At 72.6% G+C, this 24802-nt stretch carries 22 protein-coding genes; 10 read left to right on the top strand and 12 right to left on the bottom strand.

All coding sequences use genetic code 11. The features are described 5' to 3' along the window. Positions 1 to 97 precede the first annotated feature (97 nt). Complete coding sequence (locus BG482_RS11325) at positions 98 to 787, top strand: TetR/AcrR family transcriptional regulator (RefSeq protein WP_069768833.1); 690 nt, start codon at positions 98 to 100, stop codon at positions 785 to 787. On the opposite strand, the gene BG482_RS11320 is transcribed toward BG482_RS11325, so the two are convergent. Together BG482_RS11320 and BG482_RS11315 are read right to left on the bottom strand one after the other, a co-directional pair. Next, positions 778 to 1926: an NAD(P)/FAD-dependent oxidoreductase gene (locus BG482_RS11320; RefSeq protein ID WP_176741352.1), complete on the bottom strand. Its 1149-nt coding sequence runs from the start codon at positions 1924 to 1926 to the stop codon at positions 778 to 780. The genes BG482_RS11325 and BG482_RS11320 overlap by 10 nt on opposite strands. Beyond that, positions 1923 to 2618 carry a TetR/AcrR family transcriptional regulator gene (locus BG482_RS11315; protein ID WP_069768832.1) on the bottom strand — a complete coding sequence of 232 codons (696 nt, stop codon included), beginning with the start codon at positions 2616 to 2618 and terminating at the stop codon, positions 1923 to 1925. The genes BG482_RS11320 and BG482_RS11315 overlap by 4 nt, the downstream gene beginning before the upstream one ends. A 116-nt stretch (positions 2619 to 2734) precedes the next feature. Here BG482_RS11315 and BG482_RS11310 point away from each other — a divergent pair, with 116 nt between their 5' ends. Next, positions 2735 to 3784: a LacI family DNA-binding transcriptional regulator gene (locus tag BG482_RS11310; protein ID WP_069768831.1), complete on the top strand. Its 1050-nt coding sequence runs from the start codon at positions 2735 to 2737 to the stop codon at positions 3782 to 3784. Between the two features lie 365 nt (positions 3785 to 4149). After that, the gene (locus BG482_RS11305; RefSeq protein WP_069768830.1) at positions 4150 to 5586 is read left to right on the top strand and encodes an aldehyde dehydrogenase family protein; all 1437 of its coding nucleotides are present in this window, start codon (positions 4150 to 4152) and stop codon (positions 5584 to 5586) included. A gap of 14 nt (positions 5587 to 5600) precedes the next feature. Here BG482_RS11305 and trxA read toward each other — a convergent pair whose 3' ends face one another. Next, positions 5601 to 6005, bottom strand: a complete 405-nt coding sequence (gene trxA, locus BG482_RS11300; RefSeq protein WP_069768829.1) for a thioredoxin — start codon at positions 6003 to 6005, stop codon at positions 5601 to 5603. A gap of 144 nt (positions 6006 to 6149) precedes the next feature. Here trxA and BG482_RS11295 point away from each other — a divergent pair, with 144 nt between their 5' ends. After that, positions 6150 to 7568, top strand: a complete 1419-nt coding sequence (locus BG482_RS11295; protein ID WP_069768828.1) for an NAD(P)/FAD-dependent oxidoreductase — start codon at positions 6150 to 6152, stop codon at positions 7566 to 7568. Positions 7569 to 7643: 75 nt separating this feature from the next. Here the strand turns inward: BG482_RS11295 and BG482_RS11290 are convergent, their stop codons facing one another. Beyond that, complete coding sequence (locus tag BG482_RS11290) at positions 7644 to 8288, bottom strand: peptide deformylase (protein WP_069768827.1); 645 nt, start codon at positions 8286 to 8288, stop codon at positions 7644 to 7646. 181 nt (positions 8289 to 8469) lie between these two features. Here BG482_RS11290 and BG482_RS11285 point away from each other — a divergent pair, with 181 nt between their 5' ends. Then, on the top strand, positions 8470 to 9903 hold the full coding sequence (locus BG482_RS11285) for a PepSY domain-containing protein (protein WP_069768826.1): 1434 nt from the start codon (positions 8470 to 8472) through the stop codon (positions 9901 to 9903). A 295-nt stretch (positions 9904 to 10198) separates the two neighbouring features. Here the strand turns inward: BG482_RS11285 and BG482_RS11280 are convergent, their stop codons facing one another. The 3 genes from BG482_RS11280 to BG482_RS11270 form a co-directional block, all read right to left on the bottom strand. Next, complete coding sequence (locus BG482_RS11280) at positions 10199 to 10573, bottom strand: tetratricopeptide repeat protein (protein ID WP_069768825.1); 375 nt, start codon at positions 10571 to 10573, stop codon at positions 10199 to 10201. Between the two features lie 124 nt (positions 10574 to 10697). After that, a complete protein-coding gene (locus BG482_RS11275) occupies positions 10698 to 11210 on the bottom strand; it encodes a MarR family winged helix-turn-helix transcriptional regulator (RefSeq protein ID WP_069768824.1) in 513 nt (170 codons plus the stop codon). Between the two features lie 50 nt (positions 11211 to 11260). Next, positions 11261 to 12826 carry a serine/threonine-protein kinase gene (locus tag BG482_RS11270; protein ID WP_176741351.1) on the bottom strand — a complete coding sequence of 522 codons (1566 nt, stop codon included), beginning with the start codon at positions 12824 to 12826 and terminating at the stop codon, positions 11261 to 11263. 275 nt (positions 12827 to 13101) lie between these two features. Here BG482_RS11270 and BG482_RS11265 point away from each other — a divergent pair, with 275 nt between their 5' ends. Continuing rightward, positions 13102 to 13692, top strand: a complete 591-nt coding sequence (locus tag BG482_RS11265; RefSeq protein WP_069768822.1) for an alpha/beta fold hydrolase — start codon at positions 13102 to 13104, stop codon at positions 13690 to 13692. Between the two features lie 245 nt (positions 13693 to 13937). Here the strand turns inward: BG482_RS11265 and BG482_RS11260 are convergent, their stop codons facing one another. Continuing rightward, positions 13938 to 14417: a MarR family winged helix-turn-helix transcriptional regulator gene (locus BG482_RS11260; RefSeq protein WP_069768821.1), complete on the bottom strand. Its 480-nt coding sequence runs from the start codon at positions 14415 to 14417 to the stop codon at positions 13938 to 13940. Between the two features lie 184 nt (positions 14418 to 14601). Here BG482_RS11260 and BG482_RS11255 point away from each other — a divergent pair, with 184 nt between their 5' ends. Further along, entirely contained in the window at positions 14602 to 15765 is a 1164-nt protein-coding gene (locus tag BG482_RS11255; RefSeq protein WP_069768820.1) for a PP2C family protein-serine/threonine phosphatase, read from the top strand. Between the two features lie 303 nt (positions 15766 to 16068). Further along, positions 16069 to 17250 (top strand): PP2C family protein-serine/threonine phosphatase, encoded by a 1182-nt coding sequence (locus BG482_RS11250; RefSeq protein WP_069768937.1) that lies wholly within the window; start codon positions 16069 to 16071, stop codon positions 17248 to 17250. A gap of 31 nt (positions 17251 to 17281) precedes the next feature. Here the strand turns inward: BG482_RS11250 and BG482_RS11245 are convergent, their stop codons facing one another. Beyond that, positions 17282 to 17788, bottom strand: a complete 507-nt coding sequence (locus tag BG482_RS11245) for a MarR family winged helix-turn-helix transcriptional regulator (protein ID WP_069768819.1) — start codon at positions 17786 to 17788, stop codon at positions 17282 to 17284. A 647-nt stretch (positions 17789 to 18435) separates the two neighbouring features. Between BG482_RS11245 and BG482_RS11240 the strand changes: the two genes are divergently transcribed. Together BG482_RS11240 and BG482_RS11235 are read left to right on the top strand one after the other, a co-directional pair. Beyond that, a complete protein-coding gene (locus BG482_RS11240; RefSeq protein WP_069768818.1) occupies positions 18436 to 20085 on the top strand; it encodes an RICIN domain-containing protein in 1650 nt (549 codons plus the stop codon). Between the two features lie 55 nt (positions 20086 to 20140). Beyond that, positions 20141 to 21571: a glycoside hydrolase family 43 protein gene (locus BG482_RS11235; RefSeq protein WP_079141743.1), complete on the top strand. Its 1431-nt coding sequence runs from the start codon at positions 20141 to 20143 to the stop codon at positions 21569 to 21571. A gap of 180 nt (positions 21572 to 21751) precedes the next feature. Here BG482_RS11235 and BG482_RS11230 read toward each other — a convergent pair whose 3' ends face one another. The 3 genes from BG482_RS11230 to BG482_RS11220 all read right to left on the bottom strand — a co-directional run. Further along, a complete protein-coding gene (locus tag BG482_RS11230) occupies positions 21752 to 22774 on the bottom strand; it encodes a LacI family DNA-binding transcriptional regulator (protein WP_069768816.1) in 1023 nt (340 codons plus the stop codon). A gap of 397 nt (positions 22775 to 23171) precedes the next feature. Beyond that, positions 23172 to 24299: a cellulose binding domain-containing protein gene (locus tag BG482_RS11225; protein ID WP_069768815.1), complete on the bottom strand. Its 1128-nt coding sequence runs from the start codon at positions 24297 to 24299 to the stop codon at positions 23172 to 23174. 241 nt (positions 24300 to 24540) lie between these two features. Next, positions 24541 to 24802, bottom strand: a 262-nt coding sequence (locus tag BG482_RS11220) for a glycoside hydrolase family 48 protein (RefSeq protein WP_141746566.1), incomplete at its 5' end; no start/stop codon positions are given.

Below are 24802 nucleotides of genomic sequence, written 5' to 3'. Positions count from 1 at the left end.
CATGGTCGTCATGAATACGGACCGAAGTCCGCTTATTGTTCTAGCATCCCAAACGGACCGCGGTCCAGTTTTCATTCCCGTGCTTTACGCTGAGTTCATGTCCGCCGTTCTGCCCCCCTGTCCGGAGTCCGAGGAGACCGTCGCCGAGTCCGAGCTGCTGCACCTCGGGCCGTTCGACGACGAGCCGTGCCTGCGCGCCGACGCGGCCCGCAACCGGGCCCGGCTTCTGGACGCCGCCGCCCGGCTGATCGCCGAGCACGGCGCGGCCGGGGTCACGATGGACGCGGTGGCGAGCGCGGCCAATGTCGGCAAGGGCACGGTCTTCCGCCGTTTCGGCGACCGCACCGGACTGCTCAACGCGCTCCTGGACCACTCCGAGCGCAACTTCCAGGCGGCCTTCCTCAGCGGCCCCCCGCCGCTGGGGCCGGGCGCGCCGCCGGTGGAGCGACTGCGGGCCTTCGGCATCGCCATGCTCCGCCGCTCCGTCGACGAGCTCGACCTGCAACTGGCGGCCGAGCCCGGAGCCGAGCGCCGGTACTCCGTGCCGCCGCGCCGCGTCCATCTCGCTCACCTGATGATGCTGCTGCGCCAGGCCGTGCCCGGCGCGGACGCCGAGCTGCTCGCCCACGCGCTGATGGGATACCTCAGCCCCGTCCTCGTCCACCACCTCACCCGGCAGTCCGCGATGCCGCCGGCCCGGCTGGAGGCCGGCTGGAACGAGCTGGTCGAGCGGGTGACGGGCGGTGCGGACGCCGGGTCGGCAACGGCGTCGCCGGATCAGGGATGAGCCGTGAACAGGTCGACGACGGCCTGCGGCGCGTCCTCGGCGAACAGGGCCGTGCCGTTGGCGGCGGACGCGTCCGCGGCGGCCGCGCTGCGCGGGAACAGCCCCTCCTCGTAGGCGGCCAGCGCGGTCTCGCGCTCGCCCGGATGCGCCACGAGAGCCCGGCCGAGCTCCGCGCCGTCCAGCATCGCGAGGTTGGCGCCCTCGCCCGCGAACGGTGACATCAGATGGGCGGCGTCGCCGAGCAGGGTGACCCCGGGCACGCGCTCCCAGCGGTGGCCGACCGGCAGGGCGTGGATCAGGCGGGGCGTCAGCGGCCCGGGAGCGTCGGCGACCAGCGCCCGCAGGCTCTTGTCCCAGCCCGTGAAGTGCTCCAGCACGTACGCCTTCGCCGCCTCGACGTCGGTGAAGTCCACGCCGTCGACCCAGTCCTCGGCGACCCGGAGCGCGGCGTAGACGTGCAGGCTGCCGTCGGGTTCCCGGTGGGCGAGGAAGCCCCTGCCGGGGCCGAGCGCGAAGAGGAGCCCGCCGCCGACGACCTCGGCGCTCACCGGGTGACGTGCGTCCGCCTCCGGCAGATCCGCCTCGACGAACGACACGCCCGTGTACGCGGGCCGGGCCGCGGACAGCAGCGGCCGGATCCGCGACCATGCGCCGTCGGCGCCGACCAGCAGGTCGGTGGTGAAGGCGGTGCCGTCGGCGAGGGCGACCTCGTGGCGTCCGCCGCCCAGGGCGCGTGCGCCGGTGACCTTGGCGCCCCAGCGGACCGTTCCCCCGGGCAGCGAGCCGAGCAGCAGGTCGCGCAGGGCGCCCCGGTCGACCTCGGGCCGCCCGCCGGTTCCGTCGTCGGCCTCCGCGTGACGGACCACGGCGTCCTTGTCGAGGACCCGCACGGCCTCGCCGCCGGGCAGGACCAGCGCCCGGAACTCCTCGTGCAGTCCGGCGGCCCGCAGGGCCCGCTGGCCGGTGTCCTCGTGGATGTCCAGCATTCCGCCCTGGGTCCGGGCGGCGGGGGAGGCGTCCAGGTCGAAGACGGCCGCCTCGACGCCGTGTGCGCTCAGCACCCGGGCGAGGGTGAGGCCGCCGAGTCCGGCGCCGACGATCGCTACGGGGTGGTGCCTCATGGTCGTCACGGTGCTCATGGAGAGGTCTCCTTCGTCGGTCGGTCGGGTACGGCGGTGCGCTCGATGCCGCTGATCAGGGCCCTGATCCCCCAGGACAGGCGGGCCTCGGGCGGCCCCGACAGCAGGGGGCCGGCGAGGGCGGCGATGCGCGGGTGGGTCCGCTCCGACGCCTCGTGCACCGCGTGCCGCAGGGCGTCCCAGTCCTCCTCGGAGGCCTCGTCGGCGTGCTCGGCGGCCGTCGCGGTGGCGTGCTGGAGCAGCAGGTCCACGCCCCACGCGGCCTGCGCGGCGGGCGTCCCGCCCTCTTCGAGCAGCGCGAGCAGGGTCTCGATCAGGTTCAGGTAGTGCGGGCCGCTGGGCCGGGCGGTGAGCGCCGAGCGGGCGAGGTCCGGGTACTCCAGCAGCATCGCGGTGTACGCGGTGAGCGCCTGCTCCAGCCGCTCGCGCCAGGGGCCCTCGTCGCGGGCCGGGACGACCGTGCCCAGGAGCTCGTCGAGTACGGCCGCGTGCAGCTCCGCGGTGTTGCGGACGTACACGTAGAGGGAGGCCGGGCCGGTGTCCAGCTCCTCGGCCAGACGTCGCATGGTGACCTTGCGCAGACCTTCGGCGCGCAGCACCGCGACGGCGGCGGCCACGATGCCCTCCCTGGTCAGGGCGGGCTTGGCCGGGCGCTCACGGCGACTGCGCGGGGTGTCGGGACGTGCTGTCATGTCTTCATCGTAGCGAACATGTTCGTTGCGAACAAGTACGTCACGAACATGTTCGTTGACGGTTCATCGGATTTCGGCGTCCCCCGCCCCGAACCCCCGGCACGGCTTCTGCCAAGATGCCGTACGTCATGGTGCAGATACCGAACACGCCCGCGCCGACGAAGCCGCCGGCCCCGCGCCCCGTGCCCACGAGCGCCGACGTGGCCCGGCTGGCCGGCGTCTCGCGCGCGACCGTCTCCTACGTCCTGAACAACGCCGACGCCGTACGCATCAGCGAGCCCACCCGCCGCCGGGTCCGTCAGGCGGCCGAGGACATCGGGTACGTGCCCCATGCGGCCGCCCGCACCCTGCGCGCCGGCCACAGCCGCGTGGTCCTGATGCCCACACTGCCCATCCCGGCCGGCCCGCTCTACAGCCGGTTCGTGCACGACTTCCAGGGGGCGCTCACCCGCCTCGACTACACGGTCGTCCAGTACGGCGCCACCGGGCTGCACGGCGACGACGCCGCCCGGGCCTGGGCCGAACTGCGCCCCGTCGCCGTGCTGGTGCCCACGCCCGGCATCGGGCCCGAGGGGGTCGCCGTCCTCAAGCGCTCCGGCGCGCGCGCCGTGGTGACCCTCAGTCCCGCGCCCGTCGAGGGCGCCCACGCGCTGCGCCTGGACCACGCCGACGTCGGCCGCAGCGCCGCCGCCCACCTCTACGCGCGCGGCCGTCGCCGGATCGGCGTGGTCGTCCCCGAGGAGCGCGGCATGGAGGTGTTCTCCGCACCCCGCCTCCACGGCGCCCGCGAGGCGCTGGCCGGCACGGAGGCCACCGTGGCCGAACTGCCCCTCGCCTACGGCGAGGAGTCCGCGGCAGCCCTCGCCGCCCGCTGGACGGGCCTCGGCCTCGATGCCGTCTTCGCCTACAACGACGAGTACGCCATGCTGCTGATGCGCGCCCTGCAGGAGGCGGGCGTGCGCGTTCCCGAGGACGTCGCCGTCATCGGCGCGGACGACCTCGTGCTGGGACGGCTGCTGCGGCCGCGGCTCAGCACCGTGCGGATCGCGCTTCCCTCGGGGCGTTACCTCGCCTCGCTGGTGGACCGGGCGGTCCGCAACCCCGCGGCCGCCCCCGAGTCGCACGAGCCGTTCGGGGCCACGGTCGTCCACCGCGACTCCAGCTGAACCCCGCCCCCGGCCCGCCCCGCGGCTGCGGCCGGCGGTGTCCGCCAAGTCCCCTCCCGGTCGGGTGAGTTGGCCGGGCCGCGGCCGGAGGTGCCGTCCTGGCGGGGAGAGCGCCGGTCGGCGCCGCGGCGTACCGTGGGAACCGAAGACGCGAGCGTCAAGGGACCCGATTTTCCTATGACATGACTAAGATGTTGCGTGCTCAACCAGATGGGATGCGTTCGCTCATCGGGTGCAGCTCACACGGCTGCGCCGGATCACCGCATCCCGCCATGCCGCCGCCGAACTGGCGGCCACCTGCACGGGACTTCCCCTCCTCCCCGTGAGAGCGGCAAGTCCCGCGGGTCACCGATCGGAGAGCCCCCATGCCGTTGCTCGACCCCCAGAACTGGCAGCCCCGCACCCTGTCGGGACCCCGGTACACCGTCACCGAGCCCGCCACCGGCGACCCGCTGGGCACGGTCGTCCTCGCGGGCGGCGCGGACGTCGGTCCGGCCGCCGAAGCCGCCCGCGCCGCCCAGTCCGAGTGGGCCCGCCTCCCGCACTTCGTGCGCGCCGGCGTGCTGCGCAAGGCCGGCGACCTGTTCGCCGCGCACGCCGAGGAACTGCGCGAGTGGATCGTCCGCGAGTCGGGCTCCATCCCCGGCAAGGCCGACTTCGAGCTGCACGTCGCCGCCCAGGAGTGCTACGAGGCCGCCGCCCTCGCCTCCCGCCCGGCCGGGCAGGTCCTGCCCAGCGAGGCGCCCCGGCTGTCCTACACCCGGCGCGTGCCCGTCGGCGTGGTGGGCGTGATCTCCCCGTTCAACGCCCCGCTGATCCTGTCGATCCGCTCCGTCGCGCCCGCCCTCGCGCTCGGCAACGCGGTCGTCCTCAAGCCCGACCCGCGCACGGCGGTGTGCGGCGGACTGTCCCTGGCCGCGATCTTCGCCGAGGCGGGCCTGCCCGACGGGCTGCTGCACGTCCTGCCGGGCGGCGCCGAGACCGGCGCGGCCCTGGTCGCCGACCCGCGCGTGCCGGTGATCTCCTTCACCGGCTCCACCGCGGCCGGCCGCGCGGTCGGCGAATCCGCCGGACGCCACCTCAAGCGCGCCCACCTGGAACTCGGCGGCAACTCCGCCCTGATCGTCCTGGAGGACGCCGATCTCGACGCCGTGATCTCCACGGCCGCCTGGGGCTCGTTCTTCCACCAGGGCCAGATCTGTATGACCACCGGCCGCCACCTGGTGCACGCCTCCCTCTACGAGGAGTACGTCGAGCGGCTCGCGGCCAAGGCCGACGCCCTCGCCGTCGGCGACCCGCACCGTGCGCAGGTGCATCTCGGCCCGCTCATCGACGACGGACAACTCGCCAAGGTGCACGCCCTGGTGGAGGCCAGCACGGGCGCCGGCGCGAAGCTCGCCGCGGGCGGCACGCACGACAGCCTCTTCTACCGCCCGACCGTCCTAGCCGGCGTCGACGACGACACCCCCGCCTACGCGGAGGAGGTCTTCGGACCGGTGGCCCCGGTGCGCCCCTTCACCACCGTGGACGAGGCGGCGGCGCTGGCCGCGCGCAGCTCCTACGGCCTCGCGCTCGGCATCGTCACCCGCGACGCCGCCCGCGGCCTCGACCTGGCCGAGCGCGTCCCGACCGGCATCGTTCACATCAACGACCAGACCGTGAACGACGAGGCCGTCGCACCCTTCGGCGGGGTGGCCGCCTCCGGCACCGGCGCCCGCTTCGGCGGCGACTCCAACCTGGACGCCTTCACCGACGTGCGCTGGACGACGGTGCGCAGCGACGTGGCGCCGTACCCCTTCTGAAGCCGCTCCGGGGCTCACTCGCCCTGGGCGGCGGGGGAGCCGTCGGCCCCGCCCTTGGCCTGCTGCTCCTCGATCGACCGGCGGACCTCGTCCATGTCGAGCTCGCGCGCCTGCCCGATGACGTCCGTGAGGGCGGACTCGGGCAGCGCGCCGGGCTGGGCGAACACGGCGACCCGGTCCCGCACGATCATCAGCGTCGGGATCGACTGGATGCCGAAGGCGGCGGCCAGCTCCGGCTGCGCCTCGGTGTCCACCTTGCCGAACACCAGGTCCGGGTTCTCCTCGGCGGCCTTGTCGTAGACCGGGGCGAACTGACGGCACGGCCCGCACCAGGACGCCCAGAAGTCGATCAGGACGAACTCGTTCTCGGTGACCGTCTGGTCGAAGTTCTCCTTGGTGAGCTCCACGGTGCTGCTCATGACCTGAATCCTTCTTCCCGGTGCTTCCTGCCAGGCGCTCCCTGGCATGGGGTGAAGCCGTCCGCGCCAACGCGGCCGACCGCTCGTGTATTCCGCGCCCCTACCCGTGTGGCCACCCCGCACACCACCCACCAGACTGACCCCATGACGGAAACGGAAACCAACCTGTACGACGTGGTTGTGCTCGGGGCCGGACCCGTGGGGGAGAACGTCGCCGACCGCACCCGCGCGGCCGGTCTCACCACCGCGGTCGTGGAGAGCGAACTGGTCGGCGGCGAGTGCTCGTACTGGGCCTGCATGCCCAGCAAGGCCCTGCTGCGCCCGGTCATCGCCCGCGCCGACGCCCGCCGCCTGCCCGGCCTGCGCCAGGCCGTGCAGGGCCCCCTGGACACCGCGGCGGTCCTCGCCCGCCGCAACTGGTACACCGGCGACTGGACCGACGACGGTCAGGTCGACTGGCTCAAGAGCATCGGCGCCGACCTCTACCGCGGCCAGGGCAGACTGACCGGTCCGCGCACGGTCAGCGTCGGAGACCGGGTGCTCACGGCCCGGCACGCGGTCGTCGTCGCCACCGGCACCCGCGCCGCCCTGCCCGCCCTGCCCGGCCTCGCCGAGGTCCGGCCCTGGACGAGCCGCGAGGCCACCAGCGCCCAGTCCGCGCCCGGCCGGCTCGTCGTGGTGGGCGGGGGAGTCGTCGCCACCGAGATGGCCACGGCCTGGCAGGCCCTCGGCTCGCAGGTCACCCTCCTCGTGCGCGGCAAGGGCCTGCTCGACCGGATGGAGCCGTTCGCGGGCGAACTGGTCGCCGAGGCGCTCACCGAGGCCGGCGCTGACGTGCGCACCGGAACCTCGGTGGCGTCCGTGACGCGCACGGACGGCGTCGTCGTGGTGGTCACCGACTCCGGCGAGCGCATCGAGGCCGACGAGATCCTCTTCGCCGTCGGCCGCGCCCCGCGCACCGACGACATCGGCCTGGAGACGGTCGGCCTGGAGCCCGGCTCCTGGCTCGCCGTCGACGACAGCCTGCGCGTCGACGGCACCGACTGGCTCTACGCGGTCGGCGACGTCAACCACCGCGCCCTCCTCACCCACCAGGGCAAGTACCAGGCGCGGATCGCGGGCGCCGCCATCGCCGCCCGCGCCGCCGGAACCTCCCTGGCCCAGGCCGACCCGTGGAGCGCCCACGCCGCCACGGCCGACCACGAGTCCGTCCCGCAGGTCGTCTTCACCGACCCGGAGGCGGCCTCCGTCGGTCTCTCGCTGGCCGAGGCGGAAGCGGCCGGACACCGGGTGCGCGCCGTCGACGTGGACATGTCGTCGGTGGCCGGCGCGGGCCTGTACGCCGAGGGCTACAAGGGCCGTGCCCGGATGGTCGTCGACCTGGAGCGAGAGATCCTGCGCGGCGTCACCTTCGTCGGTCCCGGCGTCGGCGAGCTCGTCCACTCCGCGACCGTCGCCGTCGTCGGCCAGGTCCCGATCGCCCGCCTCTGGCACGCGGTCCCGTCCTACCCGACGATCAGCGAGGTCTGGCTCCGCCTGCTGGAGGCGTTCCGGGACAGCTGACGCACGGCGGGCCGTCCTTCCGCGGCGACAGCTCGCGGTGGGCCGGCCCGCGTCGGCCGCGCACGCCGAAGCCGCCTACGGCAGGGGGAAGTCCAGGGCGCTCGCCGCCTCGGTGGGGGTCGGCTGCGCCCAGCGTTCCAGCGCCGTCTGGTTGGACGACAGTGAGCGGAGTTCGGCCCGGTCGAGGTAGAGCAGGCCGTCGAGGTGGTCCGTCTCGTGCTGGATGATGCGGGCCGGCCAGCCCGTGAACACCTCGTCCAGCGGCCGTCCCCGCTCGTCCTCGCCGGTCAGCCGGACCTCCGCGTGCCGGGCCACCACCGCCTGGTAGCCCGGCACGCTCAGGCAGCCTTCGAAGAAGGCCGCACGGTCCGAACCGACCTGTGTGTACGACGGGTTGACCAGAACTCGGAACGGCTGGGGCACCCGGCCGCGGGCCAGCCGCACCTCGTCCGGCACCGGCGCGGGGTCCTCGATCACCGCGATCCGCAGCTCCACTCCGACCTGCGGCGCGGCGAGGCCGACGCCCGGCGCCGCCAGCATGGTGATGCGCAGGGCCTCGACGAACCGGGCCAGAAGGGCCGGTTCGAGCTCGCCGTCGTAGCGTGCGACGCCGGCCCGCAGGACCGGGTCGCCGGCCGCGACGATGGGCAAGGGGCCGCCGGGGGCGAGGAGTTCCTCGATCCGTTCGGCGAGGGGAGCGCGGGGACGGGGAGTTGCCATTCCGTCAGCATCCCATGAGCGACGCCATGTGACGCGGGTCACGTGGAGCGGCGGGAACCCGGGTCGGACCCGCCCCGACTACTGGGACGTCACGGCCGAAGCGCGCCCCCGGGACCCGTGCCCGACGGCCCCCTGCGCTCTTCGTTCCCCACGCTCCCCTCGACCCCGGAGAAGCCCGCCGATGTCCACCCCTTCCCCGACCTCCTCCACTCTCGGCTCTCCCCGAGCCGATGGACCCGCATCGGACGAGGACGAGGCCCCGCAGCCGACGGCCCCCGCGCCCAGGTCCCGCGGCCCGTGGACCCCGTTGCGTCCGCTGGTGCTGCGCCTGCACTTCTACGCCGGCGTGTTCGTCGCCCCCTTCCTGCTGGTCGCCGCGGTCACCGGGTTCCTGTACGCCGGGGCGTTCCAGGCCGAGAAGCTCGTCTACGCCCATGAGATGACCGTGCCGGTCGGCGACACCAGGCTGCCGATCTCCGCGCAGGTGGACGCGGCCCGCAAGGCCCACCCCGAGGGCACGGTCTCGGCCGTCCGCCCGTCGCCGGAGAGCGACGCCACGACCCGGGTGATGCTCTCGGGCGTCACGGGAGTCGGCGCGACCCACACCCTCGCCGTGTTCGTGGACCCGTACACGGGCCAGGTGCGCGGCGCGCTGGAGCAGTACGGCTCGACCGGCGCACTGCCCCTGCGCACCTGGATCGACGAGTTCCACCGCGATCTGCACCTGGGCGAGAACGGCCGCCTGTACAGCGAGTTCGCCGCGAGCTGGCTGTGGGTGATCGCGGCCGGGGGCCTCGTGCTGTGGTTCTCCCGCCGTCGCGCCCTGCGCAAGGTGCGCGGCACGAGCGGACGGCGCCGCACGCTCGGCCTGCACGGCACGATCGGCGCGTGGGCGGCGGTCGGCTTCCTCTTCCTGTCCGCGACCGGCCTGACCTGGTCGACCTACGCGGGCGCCAACATCGACGAACTGCGCACCGCTCTCGGCCAGTCCACCCCGTCGGTCTCGGCGGCCGCGAGCGGTGGCGACCACGCCGGTCACGCCAGTGCGTCGGGCAGCGGCGGCGACGCCGGGCACGGCGTCGGGCTCGACAGGATCCTGGCGGCCGCGCGGGCCGAGGGTCTGGGCGACCCGGTCGAGATCGTCCCGCCCGCGGACGCGTCCTCCGCGTACGTGGTCAAGCAGGTGCAGCGCAGCTGGCCCGAGAAGCAGGACGCCGTGGCGATCGATCCCGCCACCGGCGAGGTCACCGACGTCTCGCGCTTCGCCGACCACCCGCTCCTCGCCAAGCTGACCCGGTGGGGCATCGACCTGCACACCGGCATCCTGTTCGGGCTGGTCAACCAGATAGCGCTGATGATCCTCGCGCTCGGTCTGATCGTGCTGATCGTGCTGGGCTACCTCATGTGGTGGCGGCGCGGTCGCGGTTCCTCCTTCGGTCGGCCCGTTCCGCGCGGCGCCTGGGCCCAGGTGCCGCCGTACGTCCTCGTCCCGCTGATGGCGGCGGTCGCCGTGGTCGGCTACTTCGTCCCGCTGCTGGGCATCCCGCTCGCGGGCTTCGTCGCCGTGGACGTCGTCCTCGGAGAGATCGCGCACCGCCGCCGGCGGGCGGTCTGAACTCCCGCGGTCCAGGGGGGCCGCCTCACCGGCTCCCCTGGACCGCCACCGCCCGTGTCGCCCGCGCGCCCGGCCCGCCTGGGCCGGGCGCGCCGCCCGAGCCGTGTGCACCGCGCTGCCCACCCGTCGGGGCGCGACGGCGGCCGTGGACGCAGTGGTACCGGCCGGGGGCCATGAAGGCGGCGACCACCGGCATGCCGTGGGCGACGGTGCAGCGGGACCGCGGCGTCCGGTCCGTCGGGACCCGTGCGCAGCATGCCGGTCCGGGCGGTCGGGAGACCGGGGCCGCAGGGGGTCAGTCCTGCGGGAACTCCCCGGACATGGCGGCGGCCAGCCGCAGTTGCGGGCCCGCCTCCTCGTGCCGCCCCTGTCGCTCAAGGGTGCGCCCCAGCATCAGCCGCGCGTAGTGCTCCACCGGGTCACGTTCGACGATCACCCGCAACTCGGTCTCGGCGCGGCGCAGTTGGGCGGAGTGGTAGTAGGCGCGAGCCAGCAGCAGCCGCGGCCCGGTCTGCTCCGGCTCCTCCTCGACCAGCCCGGCGAGCACCCGCGCGGCGGCGGTGTACTCCTTCGCGCCGAAGAACAGCTGAGCCCGCTCCCACCGCTCGGCCGGTGTTCCGTGGGCGTAGTAAGCGGTGGAGTCGGTCGTCGTCTCGTAGGTCGTGTCCACTGGTGACCTCCTTCGCCGCCGACAACCGGATCGGTTGGTTGAATATTCCAGCACCTGGTGGGCGCCGGTCTCCTGTGCGGAGAAGCGCCGAAGGGGCGGTGGAGCGCCACGGCGGGGGGCCGGATCAGCCGGTCTTCTCCGTCGTCCCGGCCGAGAGCGCGGGCGAAACAGCGTGGGTAAGGTCGAGCGGTACGTCGAGCAGTGCCGTCAGCTCGCCGGTGAGCGTCCGGGTGCGGGCGCTGTCCAGTCCTCCCAAAGGCTCCAGCAACTGCTGCAGCAGCCCCTGGACGACCTTCACGGCCCGCCGGGTGACGTCCTGTCCCCGCTCGGTGAGGGCGAGTTGGACCGCCCGGGGATCGCGGGGATCCCGGGTGCGCTCGATCAGCTCCGCGGCCTCCAGGGCGCGTGCGAGCTTGGAGACGTAGAGCGGCTCCAGACCGGTGTGGTCGGCGAGCCGGCGCTGGCTCGGGCGTTCGCCGTCGCGCTGCATGCCGTACAGCGACGCGACCAGCGAGTACTGGGCGTGGGTGAGCCCCAGGGGCGCCACCGCCCGGTCGACGGCCACACGCCACTTCGTGGAGAGGCGCCACACCAGAAACCCGGGCGTGGCCCGTTCGGAATCCCTGCTCTCGCTCATACGAAACACATTACTTGGCTACTATCCCGGGATAGCCCCGGGCCAGGGCGTCAGCCCCGGTGCGTGATGCTCACCTCCACGTTCAGCGTGCCCCGGTTGTCGTCGGAGCAGGACCCGGCGGTGTCGTTCATGCCCAGTTGCAGGGTGCCGTTCCCGGTGGCCTTGAAGGTGAGCTCCCTGCCGACGGCGTGCACGGGGAAGTCCCTGTCCCCGGCGAGGACGGCGAGCAGAGCGCCGAACGGCGCCGTGGGCTTGACCTTGCAGTCCTTCGCGCCGTCCAGCAGCCTGTCGGTGTCCGCGTCGTAGCCGGCCGGCCCGGTCATGGGCATGTTCCGGTGGTCGGCCGTCCACTGTCCCGAGACGAACCGCACGGTGACCTGGTCTCCCCGGCGCACGACCGCTCCGGCGACCGGCTGCCAGCCGGTCGCCGACTGCACGACCTGACTGACGGTCGTCGTCCTCGGCCCCTTCTTGAGCGGCAGCGCCCCGGTGAGGAACAGGCCTCCTCCGACGCCCGTGACCAGCACCGTCGTACCGGCGAGCACCCACCACAGCCGCTTGCGCCCCGCCGGGCCGGACGACCGGGCGGGCGGGGTCCCGAGCGATGTGGTGTGCGGCGCCGCCGGCACGGCATCCCCGGCGGGGACGAGCCGCCCGTGACCGCCGGTCACGGTGTCCGCGTCGGCCGACGCCGAGGAAGGCCGCGGCACGCGCGCGGTCGCCGACGGCAACGGCCCGGCGTCGGCCTCTCCGGCCGCGACGCGCCGCAGCGCGGCACGCGCGCCGGCGGCCGAGGGACGCTCGTGCGGGGACTTGCGCAGCAGCGCCTCGACGACCGGCAGCAGTGCGCCGAGCCGTTCCGGCAGGGCGGGTTCGTCGTAGGCCACCGCGTGCAGCGTCGCGGGACCGCCCGGCCTGCGGAACGGGGACTCGCCGCCGCACACGGTGGCGAGCGTCGCGCCGAGGGACCACAGGTCGGAGGGCGGGCCGGTCTGCGAGCCCGTCACCCGCTCGGGCGCCATGAACTCCAGGGAGCCCACCAACTGGCCGGTGCTGGTCAGGAACTCCCCGTCGTCCAGGGCCGCGATGCCGAAGTCGGTGAGGACGGCGTTGCCGTCGCGGCGCAGCAGAACGTTGGCGGGTTTGACGTCGCGGTGCAGGGTGCCGACCGCGTGCACGGCCTCGAGCGCGTCCAGCAGCTGGAGGCCGAGAACGGCCGCGCGCTGCGGGGTGAGCGGGCCGGAACGGGCCACCTGGTCGGCCAGTGAGGGCCCCTCGACGAGTTCCATGACGATCCACAGCCGGTCCTCGGACTCGACGAGGTCGTGGACGCCGACCACGTGCGGATGCGGCACCCGGGCCACCGCGCGCGCCTCACGTACGGCGCGTCGCATCCGTATGCGGTGCTCCTCGTCGCCATGGGTGAGGATGTGCAGTTCCTTGGCGGCGACCGGGCGATCCAGCAACCGGTCGTGGGCGCGCCATACGGTGCCCATCCCGCCCCGGCCGAGAACGTCGTGGAGCAGATACCGGCCGGCGATCAGTCGCTCCGGGCCGCTCCCCGCACGTGTCGCCGACTGATCGTCGCCATGTCCGGATATGACGTGCTCTCTCACGTTTCCCTTTCGGAGGGCTCGGCGCTGCCCGTCGGCGTCGCTCGTCCGCCGTGCGTTCGGCAGGTCGTCATGCGTTCGAACGGGCCCGAGCATAGCCGAGCCCCTCGCGCTGACTTGCAGTCAACTGCACGCTGTCACAAGGGCTTTGGCGGCACGCGTGACGGTACGGTCGGCGCGGCGCGGCGGGCCCGGACCGTCAGGGAGGGCGCCGACGACGTCGCCGGCCGGGCGATCTCGACCCGCGGGATCACTCCCAGGATGCGAGGGTCGACCACATGACAGGGACTCGGCAGATCTTGTTCGTTCAGGGCGGCGGCGAGGGCGCGCACGACGCATGGGACGACAAACTCGTCGACAGTCTGAGGCGAGAACTCGGGGACGGGTACGAGGTCCGCTACCCGCGCATGCCCGACGAGGACGACCCGAGCCCCGCGCGCTGGGCCCCGGCCGTCCACCGCGAGCTGGCGGACCTGGCGGACGGCGCGATCGTGGTCGGGCATTCGGTGGGCGCGACGATCCTCGTCCACGCGCTCGCGGAGCGACCGCCCGGAGCCCGGCTCGCCGCGATCGTGTTGATCGCCGCTCCGTTCGTCGGCCGGGGCGGCTGGCCGGGCGACGAGTTCGCGCTCCCCGGCGACCTCGGCGCACGGCTGCCCCAGGGCGCGCGGGTGCACGTGTTCCACGGACTCGCGGACGAGACGGCCCCGCCGTCGCACGCCGACCTCTACGCCCGAGCGATTCCGCAGGCACAGGTGCACCGGCTGCCCGGACGCGACCATCAGCTGAACGACGATCTGAGCGAAGTCGCGGAGGCGATCAGCCCCGACGGCCTCCCCGCCCCCGGACGGACCCGCACGGCCACCTGAGCTCATCCGCCGAGATTTTGCCCACCGGCGCAAAAGTCGCCGCATCAGGGGGTAACCGGTTTCCGGAGGCAGAACAGCTCACGGTGGGACAGTTGCCGTTTGACAACTATAGCCGTGAGGCAAGAAAGTGGAGGCCGGACGTGCAGGGGGAAGGATGTGGATGTTCCAGTGGGCGGAGTCCGCTCCGTTCGCTGAACACCGGCGTCGAACGGCGGGCGGCAGGTGAGAAGTCGGCGGCTGGCCGCTCAGGCCGTGCGCGTTCCGGAACCCTGGGCGTCGTCGTGCATCTGCGCCGCCGCGGCGCCGCAGAACGCTTCGAGTCCCTGCAGGAGCGCGGTCCGCTGGACGGCGGGCATCTGGTCCAGCACCTCCTGCAGCGCGCTCTCGCGGCGCGTGCGCAGATCGGCCAGGAACGCATGGCCCTGGCCGCTGAGGTGGAGGCGCACTTCGCGTCGGTCCGCCGGGCTGACCACACGCTCGACGAAACCGGCCGCCTGCAGACGGTCGCACAGCCGACTGACCGACGGCGGCGTGGAAGCGAGCGCTTCGGTGAGGGTGCGCAGACTGACGCCTTCGCGATGTTCGAGGACGAGCAGCACGCGCAGCTGCGAGGCCGACACCGGAGCCGTCGAGGCCCGGCCCCACAACACCTCCAGCAACTCCGCTGCCGTGGAGGCGACGCGGGCGACCTCGTCTGGCTCAGGGCGGGGGCGGAAGGAAGTCACAGTCTCATTCTCGCAGGCCCCGGGATGACCGCCGGCGTACCGGGCGGCCGGTGACCGGCCGAAGACGGACCTGATCCGGGTGACCGGATCCCGGCGACCGGATCGGGGCGCTGCCGTACGGAACGGCCTCGCCCCGTGCACAGGACCTGCGAACGTCCGACGAAAGATGGGTGTATTGACAACCGTGAACAGATTCGTGACCGCCGAGCGTGCTCTGCGTACGGCGGCGCCCCACGAGTTGCTCGACGCGGTCCGCCGCGTGCTCTGCGAGGAGTACGCGGCGGCCTCGGTCGAGCTCTTCATGGCCGACTACGGTCTGACCGTGTTGCAGCCGGTGTCCGTGCTGCCGCACACCCTCGAGCCGGTGCCGGTGCACAACAGCCCGGCAGGCCGCGCCTTCGGCGCCCAGGAGCCGTATCTCGAAGGCCTTGCGCAGGGCCGGGTGCGCGTGCACCTGCCCGTGACCGTGCGAGGGGACCGGCTGGGCGTCCTGTCGGTGACCGTGCCGGGCGAGGAGCACGCCCAAGAGGGCCTGTCCGAGCTGACGGAGATCGCCGATGTGCTGGCGCACGAGGTCGTCGTCGCGGAACGGGACACCGACCTCTACCTGCAGGCACGGCGCAAGGACCGGCTGACCCTGGCCGCCGAGATGCAGTGGCAGCTGCTTCCCGGCCGTTCCTGCGCGCGGCCGGAGTACGAGCTGGGAGCCCAGCTGGAGCCCGCGTACGCCATCTTCGGCGACAACTTCGACTGGTCGGCCACCGCCGACCGGCTGACGCTGTACGTGTCCAACGGCATGGGCGAGGGGATCGAGGCCTCCCTGCTGACGAACCTGGCGGTCAACGCCCTGCGCAACGCCCGGCGGGCCGGCATCTCCCTCCCCGACCAGGCGGCCCTCGCCGATCAGGCGATCTACGCCCACTACCGGGGCCGCTGCTATCTGTCGGTCCTGATGTTCGACTTCGACCTCGCCAGCGGACACGCGCGGGTGGTGGACGCCGGCTCGCCGCAGCTCCTGCGGCTGCGCAACGGCGCCGTCGAACGCGTCGCCTTCGAGGCGCAGCTGCCGCTGGGCATGTTCGAGGAGACCGACTACCTGGCGCAGGACTTCCGGGTGGAGCCGGGCGACCGCCTCATCTTCGTCAGCGACGGCGTCTACGAGGTCGCTTCCCCCGGAGGGGAGACGTACGGGGACGCCGCGCTGGCCCGCGCGATCCTGTCGACGCGACTGCTCTCGGCCGCCGAGGTCCCGCGGGCCGTCCTGCGTGAGCTGACGGGCCACCGAGGCCGGACCGCGCCGAACGACGACGCCCTGGTGGTCTGCCTCGACTGGCGTGGACGGCAGTGACGGCTCGCACGCGAGCCTCCGCCCGGACGCCGGTGATCCCCCGTCGTACGGCACGAGGGGCGGCGGGCTCCCCGCACGACGCCGGAGGCACACCGACCAGGCCAGGTTGCTCCGTGCATGCCGCGCCGGGCCGCCCCCGCCGGGCAGGCCGCACCGCGCGGGCCGGCCGGCTCGGGCCGACCCGTGCGGGAGGGCGGGACCACCCGTCCGGCGGGCCCGGCCGTCGTGCGTTCCACGCAGCCGGGGAGAAAGGGCAGAGCGATAGTGTGGGAACAGCAGGGGGAGAAAGTGGATGCCGTGAACATGCCTGAACCGGTGCCGTCCGCGGAAAGCCGACTTCGCGCCGCCGCGCCCCATGAACTGGTCGCCACCGCCCGCCGCCTCCTGACCGACCGTGTCGGGGCCGAGGAGGTGACCCTGCTCATGGCCGACTACGGGCTGAGCGTCCTGCAAGCGGTCACCCACCTGCCGCACACCGAGGAGCCGGTCGCCGCCCACGACGGGCCCGCCGGGCGCGCATTCATCAGCCAGACGCCGGTCGTCGCCGTCCCCGACGGCCCGACGCCGACGCACGTCGTCCATCTGCCGCTCACCGTCCGCGGCGACCGGCTCGGCGTCCTGTCCGTCCGCCTGCCCAGCAGCGCCACCGACCCGGCCGCCGTGCTCCGGCTCACCGACTTCGCCAACGCCCTCGCCCATGAGGTCGCCGCCGCCGGCCGCGACACCGACCTGTACCTGCAGGCCCGCCGCACCCGACGCCTGACCCTGGCCGCCGAGATGCAGTGGCAGCTTCTGCCCGGCCGGGGCAGCGCCCGCCAGGAGTACGTGATCGGCGCCCACCTGGAGCCCGCCTACACCGTCGGCGGTGACAACTTCGACTGGTCGACCAGCGCCGACCACCTCACCCTCACCGTCACCGACGGCCTGGGCCAGGGCATCGACGCCTCCCTGCTCACCAGCCTCGCCGTCGGCGCCCTGCGCAACGCCCGCCGCGCCGGCATAGGGCTCGCGGACCAGGCCTGCCTCGCGGACCAGGCCCTCTTCGCCCAGTACGGCGGCAAGTCGTACGCCTCCACCCTGCTGTTGCGGTTCGACCTGGACACCGGCGTCGTCCGCGCCGTCGACGCCGGCTCGCCGCAGCTCTACCGCCAGCGCGACGACACCGTCGAGCAGATCGAACTCGAAGCACAGCTCCCGCTGGGCATGTTCGAGGAGACCCTCTACGAAGAGCAGACCTTCCACGTGGAACCGGGCGACCGGCTGATCGTGGTCAGCAGCGGCGTGCACAGCGCACGTGCACCCGACGGTGGATCCTTCGGGGAACGAGCCCTGCGTCAGACGCTGAGCGCCACCCGCGGGGAGTCCCCGCACGAAGCCGCTCGCGCCATCGTGGCCGGTCTGATCGAACACTTCGGCAGCAAAGAGCTCGCCGCCGACGCCGCGGTCGTCTGCCTGGACTGGAACGGCCGGAACGCCGGGGCGTAGCCGCCGAGGAGACATGCCCCGGCGGCTTCCGTCACCGCCCGCCGGGATCCGAGGGGCGCGACTGCGTCGCCGCGCGCGCCGTGTGCAGGGCCTGCAAACCGCGACGCAACGCGACCCGGTCGGCCGGTTCCATCGCCGCCATCACGGCGGACAGCGCCTGCGTGCGACGTCCGGCCACATCGTTGAGCACCTGCCGGCCGGACAGCGTCAGACGCAGCTGCACCTCGCGGCGGCTGAACGGATGGGTCCCGCGTTCCAGCAGGCCGGCCGCTTCGAGGCGGTCACAGAGCCGGCTGGCCGTCGGCATCCCGATGTCCAGCCGCTCCGCCAACGCCGTGAGATTCAGCCCCGGCGCCTCCGCGACCGCCCGCAACGCCTTGAGCTGGTGCAGGGACAACCGCAGCGTCGCCTCCTGGGCGGCCACCGTCCACAGGTCCGTCAGGCTCTCCACGGCGTCGGCGATCTCCCGGGCGACGGTCCGAGGACCATGGCCCGGCCCCTCCGCCTGATCGTTGTCGGCGCCGTCGAGGTGCGTCACGAACGAGTCTCTTTCAGTAAGCCCGAGGCAATTCACATGCAATGCTCATTCAAACGCACTACCCGAAGAGCGAACGAGCAAGCAGCCGACACGCATCCGGTACCGCATCCGGTCCAGGACATGTCCACCGACGGCGGGCCGCCCCGTCCACGGCGCCCACGGGTGTCGCCGTCGTTCCGCACGCAAACGCCGGGAACGCGTGCTCGCGGGGTGTGACTGCGCGGGTTCCGACCCCCCGCTCGGGCAGTGGTCGGGTATGCGGGGCGGCGGCGCGGAGGCGTCAGCTCCGGTCGGCTTGATCCCGAGTGGGCGTCGACAGATCCCGTCAATGCGTTGCGCATGATTCGTATACGACATCGAAATGTTTCGTTGTCTCGCGCGTCCGGCGGTGGCCAGCTGGGGGCCGTCGGGGCGATTGGCGCGGCGACCGTGTTGACACGCTCGGCAGTCTCTCTACCATCCGTGATGTCAGCATTCCGAAATCCAATCGAAATTTCGAACGATCCATCGGATGTCATATGCATGACAGGGCAGTCCAGGCGCGCCAGTCATCCCCTGTCTCTCCCTGACTTCCACCGTCTCTCACTGTTCCTCCCGGCGTCGTCGGTGACCACCCTCGGCGCCCTCATCCCCGGAAGGGAAGCCGAGTGCCCAGATCAGGCAGACGACTGCTCCAGCTCCTGGCGGCCGCCGCGCTGACGCTCACCGCGTCCCTCACGGCCGTCGCCCACTCCACGGCCACCGCCGCCGCTGCGCCCGGCAGCCCGGCGCTCACCCCGCCGCTCGGCTGGAACAGCTGGAACAGCTTCGGGTGCGGAGTCACCGAGGCGCAGGTCCGCCAGGCCGCCGACGCGATGGCGTCCTCGGGCATGCGGGACTCCGGCTACCGGTACGTCGTGGTCGACGACTGCTGGTTCGACCCGCAGCGAGACGCGGCGGGCAACCTGCGGGCGAATTCGGCCAAGTTCCCGAGCGGGATGAAGGCCCTCGGGGACTACATCCACGGCAAGGGCCTGAAGTTCGGCATCTACCAGGTGCCTGGCGAACGCACCTGCGCACAGACCAGCGGCGCCTACCCCGGCTCGACGGGCAGCAGGGGCCACGAGGCCCAGGACGCCACCACGTTCGCCTCGTGGGGCGTCGACTACCTCAAGTACGACTGGTGCTCCTCCAGCGGTACCCGTGACGAGCAGGTCACCCGGTTCACGCTCATGCGTGACGCCCTGCGCGCCACGGGCCGACCGATCGTCTACAGCATCAACCCCAACAGCTTCCACGCCATCACCGGCGCCACGTACAACTGGGGCGAGGTCGCCGACCTGTGGCGGACCACCGAGGACCTGCTCGACATCTGGCAGAACGGCAACACCAACAGCTACCCGATGGGCGTCGGCAACGTCCTCGACGTCACCGCTCCGCTGGCGGCGCAGTCGGGCCCGGGCCACTGGAACGACCCCGACATGCTGGTCGTCGGGCGCCCAGGCCTGTCCCTGGCCGAGTCCCGCTCCCACTTCGCCCTCTGGGCCCTCATGGGCGCACCGCTCATGGCCGGCAACGACATCCGCACCATGTCCGCCGACGTGAGCGCGATCCTGCGCAACCCGCGGCTGCTGGCGGTGGACCAGGATCCGCTGGGCGCGGGCGGACGCAGAGTGCGTGACGACGGAAGCGCCGAGGTGTTCGCCAAGCCGCTGTCCGACGGCTCGGTCGCGGTGGGCCTGTTCAACCGGGGAACGGGCACCGCGACGATCACCGCCACGGCGGCTCAAGTCGGCTTGTCCGGCGGACAGTTCACGCTCACCGACCTGTGGACCGGCGGCACGTCGAGCACGTCCGGGCAGATCTCGGCCGGCGTTCCCGCGCACGGCGTGGCCGTGTTCAGGGTGAGCGGCGGCAGCCCGCTGGCCGCCACCACCTCGCGGCTGCGCGGCAACGGCTCCGGCCGCTGCGTGGACGTGGACAACGCCTCCACCGCCGCCGGAGCCACGGCACTGCTCTGGGACTGCCACACGGCTGCCAACCAGCTGTGGACCACATGGGCGGGCGGCGAGATCCGCGTCTTCGGCGACAAGTGCCTCGACGCCTACGACCGGGGAACCGTCAACGGCACCCGGGTCATCACGTGGCCCTGCAACGGCCAGGACAACCAGAAGTGGACCGTCGGCTCCGACGGCTCGATCCGCAACGTCCACGCGGGCCTGTGCCTCGACGTCGACCGGGCCGGCACCGCCAACGGCACCCCGCTCGTTCTGTGGGGCTGCGACGGCCGGGCCGGCCAGAAGTGGAGCCGCACATGAGCGACGTAGCCCAGGCCGTCAGCCCGCCCGCCGCCCACCGTCCCCGGAGGTCACGATGACGCCCCCCAGGCCGTCGGCCACCACCGGCACGAGGCTCACCCGGGCAGCCGCCTGGGTCATGGGCCTCCTGCTGGCGTTCGCCGTGGTCCCCGCCGCGCTGCACCCCACCGCGGCCAGGGCCGACAACCCGATCGTGCAGCACGTCTACACCGCCGACCCGGCCCCGCTGGTCTACAACGGCCGGGTCTACCTCTACACCGGACACGACGAAGACGGCTCCACCTACTTCACCATGAAGGACTGGCGGGTCTGGTCCTCGTCCGACATGGTCAACTGGACCGACCACGGCTCACCCCTCAGCCTGACCACCTTCAGCTGGGCGTCCAAGGACGCCTGGGCGGGACAGGCCGTGCAGCGCAACGGCCACTTCTACTGGTACGTGCCGGTGACGGACCGGGCGACCGGCCGCATGGCCATCGGCGTCGCGGTGGCGGACAGTCCCACCGGGCCGTTCCGCGACGCCCTCGGCCACCCGCTGGTGGAGAACGGCGAGTTCGACCCGACGGTCTTCGTCGACGACGACGGCCAGGCCTACCTGTACTGGGGAAACCCGAACCTCTGGTACGTCCGGCTGAACGCCGACATGACGTCCTACTCGGGCAGCCCCACCAAGATCCCGCTCACCACCGCCGGGTTCGGCGCCCGCACCGGCGACGCCAACCGTCCCACGCTGTTCGAGGAAGGCCCCTGGTTCTACAAGCGCAACGGCCTGTACTACATGGTGTTCGCGGCCAAGTGCTGCTCGGAGTTCATCGCCTACTCCACGGCGCCCGGCCCCACCGGGCCCTGGACCTACCGGGGGACGGTCATGCCCACCCAGGGCGGCAGCTTCACCAACCACCCGGGGATCGTGGACTTCAAGGGAAACTCGTACTTCTTCTACCACAACGGCGCACTGCCGGGCGGCGGCGGCTACACCCGCTCGGTCGCGGTGGAGAAGTTCTCCTACAACGCCGACGGCACGATCCCGACGATCAACATGACGAGCACGGGCGCGCCCCAGGCCGGCCCTCTCGACCCGTACGTACGCCAGGAGGCCGAGACGGTCGCCTGGGAGTCCGGGATCGAGACGGAACCGTCCGGCGAAGGCGGCATGGACGTCGGCTGGATCGACAACGGTGACTACGTCAAGGTCAAGGGCGTCGCCTTCGGGACGGGCGCGGCCTCGTTCGCCGTGCGGGTGTCCTCGGCCAACAGCGGCGGCACCGTCGAACTGCGCCTGGGCTCACCGAGCGGGACGGTCGTGGGCCGGTGCGGGGTGCCGAACACCGGCGGCTGGCAGGCCTGGACGACGGTGACCTGCCCGGTCAGCGGCGCGACCGGAACCCAGGATCTCTATCTGCGGTTCACCGGCGGCAGCGGCTACCTGTTCAACGTCAACTGGTGGCAGTTCGCGCGCGGCGCCGCCGTGACCGCGCCCCGGTAGCCCGGCGGCGACGACCGGTCCGGCAGGCGGTTCACGGCCGGCGCGGAACCCGACGAGACCGGGAGGAGCCGCGAGCGGACGGCGGTGGGGCGGCGCATCCTGCGTCGACCCACCGCCGTCCGCGGCCGCTCGGTCACCAGTGACTGGGAGCGCTCCCGACACGCTCCTGCTCCTCCGGCGTCAGGCTGATTCACGAACCGCCAGCTCCGTCCGCAGGATGACGTGGCGGTAGGCCACCGACGGCTCCTCCATGTCCTCCAGCAGGAGTCGGATCATGGCCCGGCCCATCTCCTCCAGCGGCTGACGCACCGTCGTCAGGCGCGGCTCGGTCCGCTGAGCCAGCGGAAAGTCGTCGAAACCGATCACGGCCACGTCCTCCGGCACCCGTCGGCCCGCGGCCCGCAGGGCTTCCAGTGCCCCGGCCGCCGTGGTGTCCGACGCGGCGAGGACACCGTCGATCTCCGGGTGCCGTTCCAGCAGTCGGGCCATGGCACGACGCCCGCCGTCCTGCGTGAAGTCGCTTTCGGCGACCAGGGACGGCTCGCCGTTCAGACCGGCCGTCGCCAGCGCGTCCTGATAGCCGCGCAGCCGGCACCGGGCGGCGTACATGTCCAGCGGCCCCGTGACGGTGGCGATCACCGTGCGACCTCGTGACAGCAGGTGGGAGACGGCACTGCGCGCACCGCCCACGTTGTCCGCGTCCACGTAACTGACGTACTCGTCGCCCGATCGGCGCCCCAGCATCACGGTCGGCACCCGCGCCTCGGCGAGCATGTCCGGCAGCAGGTCCCCCGCGTGCACGGACATCAGCAGCACTCCGTCGACCCGGCCGCCGCGCGCGTACTCCAGGAAGCGCTGGCGCTCGTCGTCCGAGCGGACCAGGGTCAGCATCAACTGCATCCCGGTGTCCGCCAGCGCGTCGCCCAGCGATCCGACGATCTCCGAGAAGAACGGCTCCGCGAAGAGCCGCCAGTCGGGCTCCGTCAGCACGAGAGCGACGGCGTCGGTGCGCCGCCCGGCCAGGGAGCGGGCCGCGAGGTTGGGGACGTAGCCGAGTTCCTCGATGGCCCGCTGCACGGATCGGCGCGTCGAGTCCTTCACACCGGCCGCGTTGTTGATGACGCGGGAGACCGTGCCCCGCCCCACCCCGGCGTGCGCGGCCACCTCTTCCAGCGTCGGAGTGCCGGGGCGTCGCCTGCCCATGACCACCTCCCCCAAGAGATCACCGATCTTACGGGCCGACGGAACGGGGCACACGGCTTCCGCATGTGCCCCGAGCATCGTCGGCCAAGGGGGGCGTCTGGTTCGCGTGGTTCATGAGTGATTGCGTTGCACGTTCATCGCCCGGTTCGGGCCTTGCGGCGCCCAGGTCCACCGCGACCTCCGCGCCGACTCGTCCACGTCCACCCTCCACCGCCACCGTCCAACGGTCGGCGTCCGTCGTCCAGGAGGGAAGAGGGCGGGACCCGCCCTGTCGGCGCGGAGGCCGTCGGGGCGGGTCCCGGGTGGGCGGACATGACGCGACCGGAGTCCGGCCCGTGTCCGGCGGTTCAGCGGCCGCCCGGCCGGTGACCGGACTCGGGCGGGCCGTTCCGGACCGTCAGCCGGTGGTGCAGGGAGTGCCGTTCAGACTGAAGGCGCTCGGCTTCGCGAAACTGCCGTCATAGGAGGCCTGGAACCCAAAGGAGGCCTGCGCGCCGGGCGCGATGTACGCGTTGTGCGGCGCGTTGGCGGCCGTCACCGCGCCCGACGACGGCGAGATGCCGGCGTTCCACGCGTTGGTGACCCGTTGCCCGCCGGGCAGCGTGAAAGCGAGGTTCCAGCCGTTGATCGGCGAGGAACCCGTATTGGCCACGGTGACGTCGGCGGTGAAGCCGCCCTGCCACACACTCGTGCCGTAGGACACCCTGCACGCCGCGGGACCGCCAGGGCCGCCGGGGGTGCTGCCGCCGAGGTTCACGGTCGAGGAGAACGAGTTCACCGCCAGCCCCGCGCCGTTCTGCCACGGCTCGAAGCCTGCCTGAATGCTCGTCAGGTACCAGTCGTTCTGGGCGAGTCCGCGGGAGACGGCGTTCCGGGCGAAGTCCATCACGTCGAAGCTCCAGCTGTCGATCGTCGACGGCGCGACGAAGGACAGGACGTCGTTGGTGCCGTTGTTGCCGGACCACACCTGCCACTGGCGTCCGGCGACGGTGGCGGAACCGACCGGCGAGCCCACCGGCTGCACCGACCCCACGCGGTTGAACCAGATCATGATCTCGGTGCGGTTCACGCCGTCGGTGCGGGGCGTCGGATCCAGCCAGATGTCGTAGGCGGCGTCATAGACCGCACCGCCCACGTAGCTGTAGGAGATGCTCGTGGGGGCGGTGGAGATGGTGTTGAGGCGGGCCGGAAGGTTCGTGCCGGGCGAACAGTTGGTGTAGTGGCAGCCGTTGAACACGGAGGGGTAGGACTTCGGGGCGCCGTTCGTGGGGACGGAGCCGTCGGCCTGGGCGATCCTGAAGCCCGAATTCGTGACGGTGATGCACTGGGGCGCGCTCGTGCCCCAGCGGTTGTTCTGGACGACGTATCGGCCCTGGATCGTGGTGGAGCCGAACTCCTCGCAGATCGTCGTGTCGGCATGGGACGCCGCAGCGCCGGTGAGGAGCGCGGCCAGCGCGACGAGTGAGGTGAGCAGCGCACCGATCAGGGCACGCACCCTGCGGGCTTGGAGAGGTGACGGTTGCATGCGCATCCTCCGCGGTGGGTGTGGGGGGCGGGGGCGCGCCGGCAAGCCTTGGGAGCGCTCCCATTCCGTTCTCCGCTGGGACTGCAGGAGAGGATCATGCCCCTGACAAGATGATGGACGTCGGTGTCTCGAGCGACGGGAAGAAGGGTGTTCACCGGGCGACTCCCGCGGGGGGAGCCGCCCGGTGGGGTGACCCCGTCTCCCTGCGACGGGGTCGCGCACACGGAGCCTCAGCGGGGGTTTATTCGAGGAGTTCCGCGTACGAGCCCATGGCCAGGGCGATGTCCGCCTGGGCCCAGAAGCGGTGGTAGGTGAACACGGGGGCGGCGCCGCCTGCGAGGTAGGCCTGGATCTTCGACCAGGCCGGGTCGTTCTTGTAGAAGGAGCGCAGGGAGGCGAAGGTGGAGGTGGAGTCGATGGCGTCGCCGTTGGGCATCTTGCCGGTGTAGCCGCTCGGGACGTAGACGCTGTCGTTGAAGCGGTTGTAGTCGGCGCGGGTTTCG

The sequence above is a fragment of the Streptomyces sp. LUP30 genome, from assembly GCF_001746365.1.
Taxonomy (GTDB): Bacteria; Actinomycetota; Actinomycetes; order Streptomycetales; family Streptomycetaceae; genus Streptomyces.
This window is presented reverse-complemented; position numbering and strand designations above follow the sequence as displayed.

Coding starts and splice junctions, on each gene's coding strand:
- BG482_RS11325 (WP_069768833.1), top strand. CDS start 98: ATGTCCGCCGTTCTGCCCCCCTGTCCGGAGTCCGAGGAGACCGTCGCC.
- BG482_RS11320 (WP_176741352.1), bottom strand. CDS start 1,926: ATGAGCACCGTGACGACCATGAGGCACCACCCCGTAGCGATCGTCGGC.
- BG482_RS11315 (WP_069768832.1), bottom strand. CDS start 2,618: ATGACAGCACGTCCCGACACCCCGCGCAGTCGCCGTGAGCGCCCGGCC.
- BG482_RS11310 (WP_069768831.1), top strand. CDS start 2,735: ATGCCGTACGTCATGGTGCAGATACCGAACACGCCCGCGCCGACGAAG.
- BG482_RS11305 (WP_069768830.1), top strand. CDS start 4,150: ATGCCGTTGCTCGACCCCCAGAACTGGCAGCCCCGCACCCTGTCGGGA.
- trxA (WP_069768829.1), bottom strand. CDS start 6,005: ATGAGCAGCACCGTGGAGCTCACCAAGGAGAACTTCGACCAGACGGTC.
- BG482_RS11295 (WP_069768828.1), top strand. CDS start 6,150: ATGACGGAAACGGAAACCAACCTGTACGACGTGGTTGTGCTCGGGGCC.
- BG482_RS11290 (WP_069768827.1), bottom strand. CDS start 8,288: ATGGCAACTCCCCGTCCCCGCGCTCCCCTCGCCGAACGGATCGAGGAA.
- BG482_RS11285 (WP_069768826.1), top strand. CDS start 8,470: ATGTCCACCCCTTCCCCGACCTCCTCCACTCTCGGCTCTCCCCGAGCC.
- BG482_RS11275 (WP_069768824.1), bottom strand. CDS start 11,210: ATGAGCGAGAGCAGGGATTCCGAACGGGCCACGCCCGGGTTTCTGGTG.
- BG482_RS11265 (WP_069768822.1), top strand. CDS start 13,102: ATGACAGGGACTCGGCAGATCTTGTTCGTTCAGGGCGGCGGCGAGGGC.
- BG482_RS11250 (WP_069768937.1), top strand. CDS start 16,069: ATGCCTGAACCGGTGCCGTCCGCGGAAAGCCGACTTCGCGCCGCCGCG.
- BG482_RS11235 (WP_079141743.1), top strand. CDS start 20,141: ATGACGCCCCCCAGGCCGTCGGCCACCACCGGCACGAGGCTCACCCGG.
- BG482_RS11230 (WP_069768816.1), bottom strand. CDS start 22,774: ATGGGCAGGCGACGCCCCGGCACTCCGACGCTGGAAGAGGTGGCCGCG.
- BG482_RS11225 (WP_069768815.1), bottom strand. CDS start 24,299: ATGCAACCGTCACCTCTCCAAGCCCGCAGGGTGCGTGCCCTGATCGGT.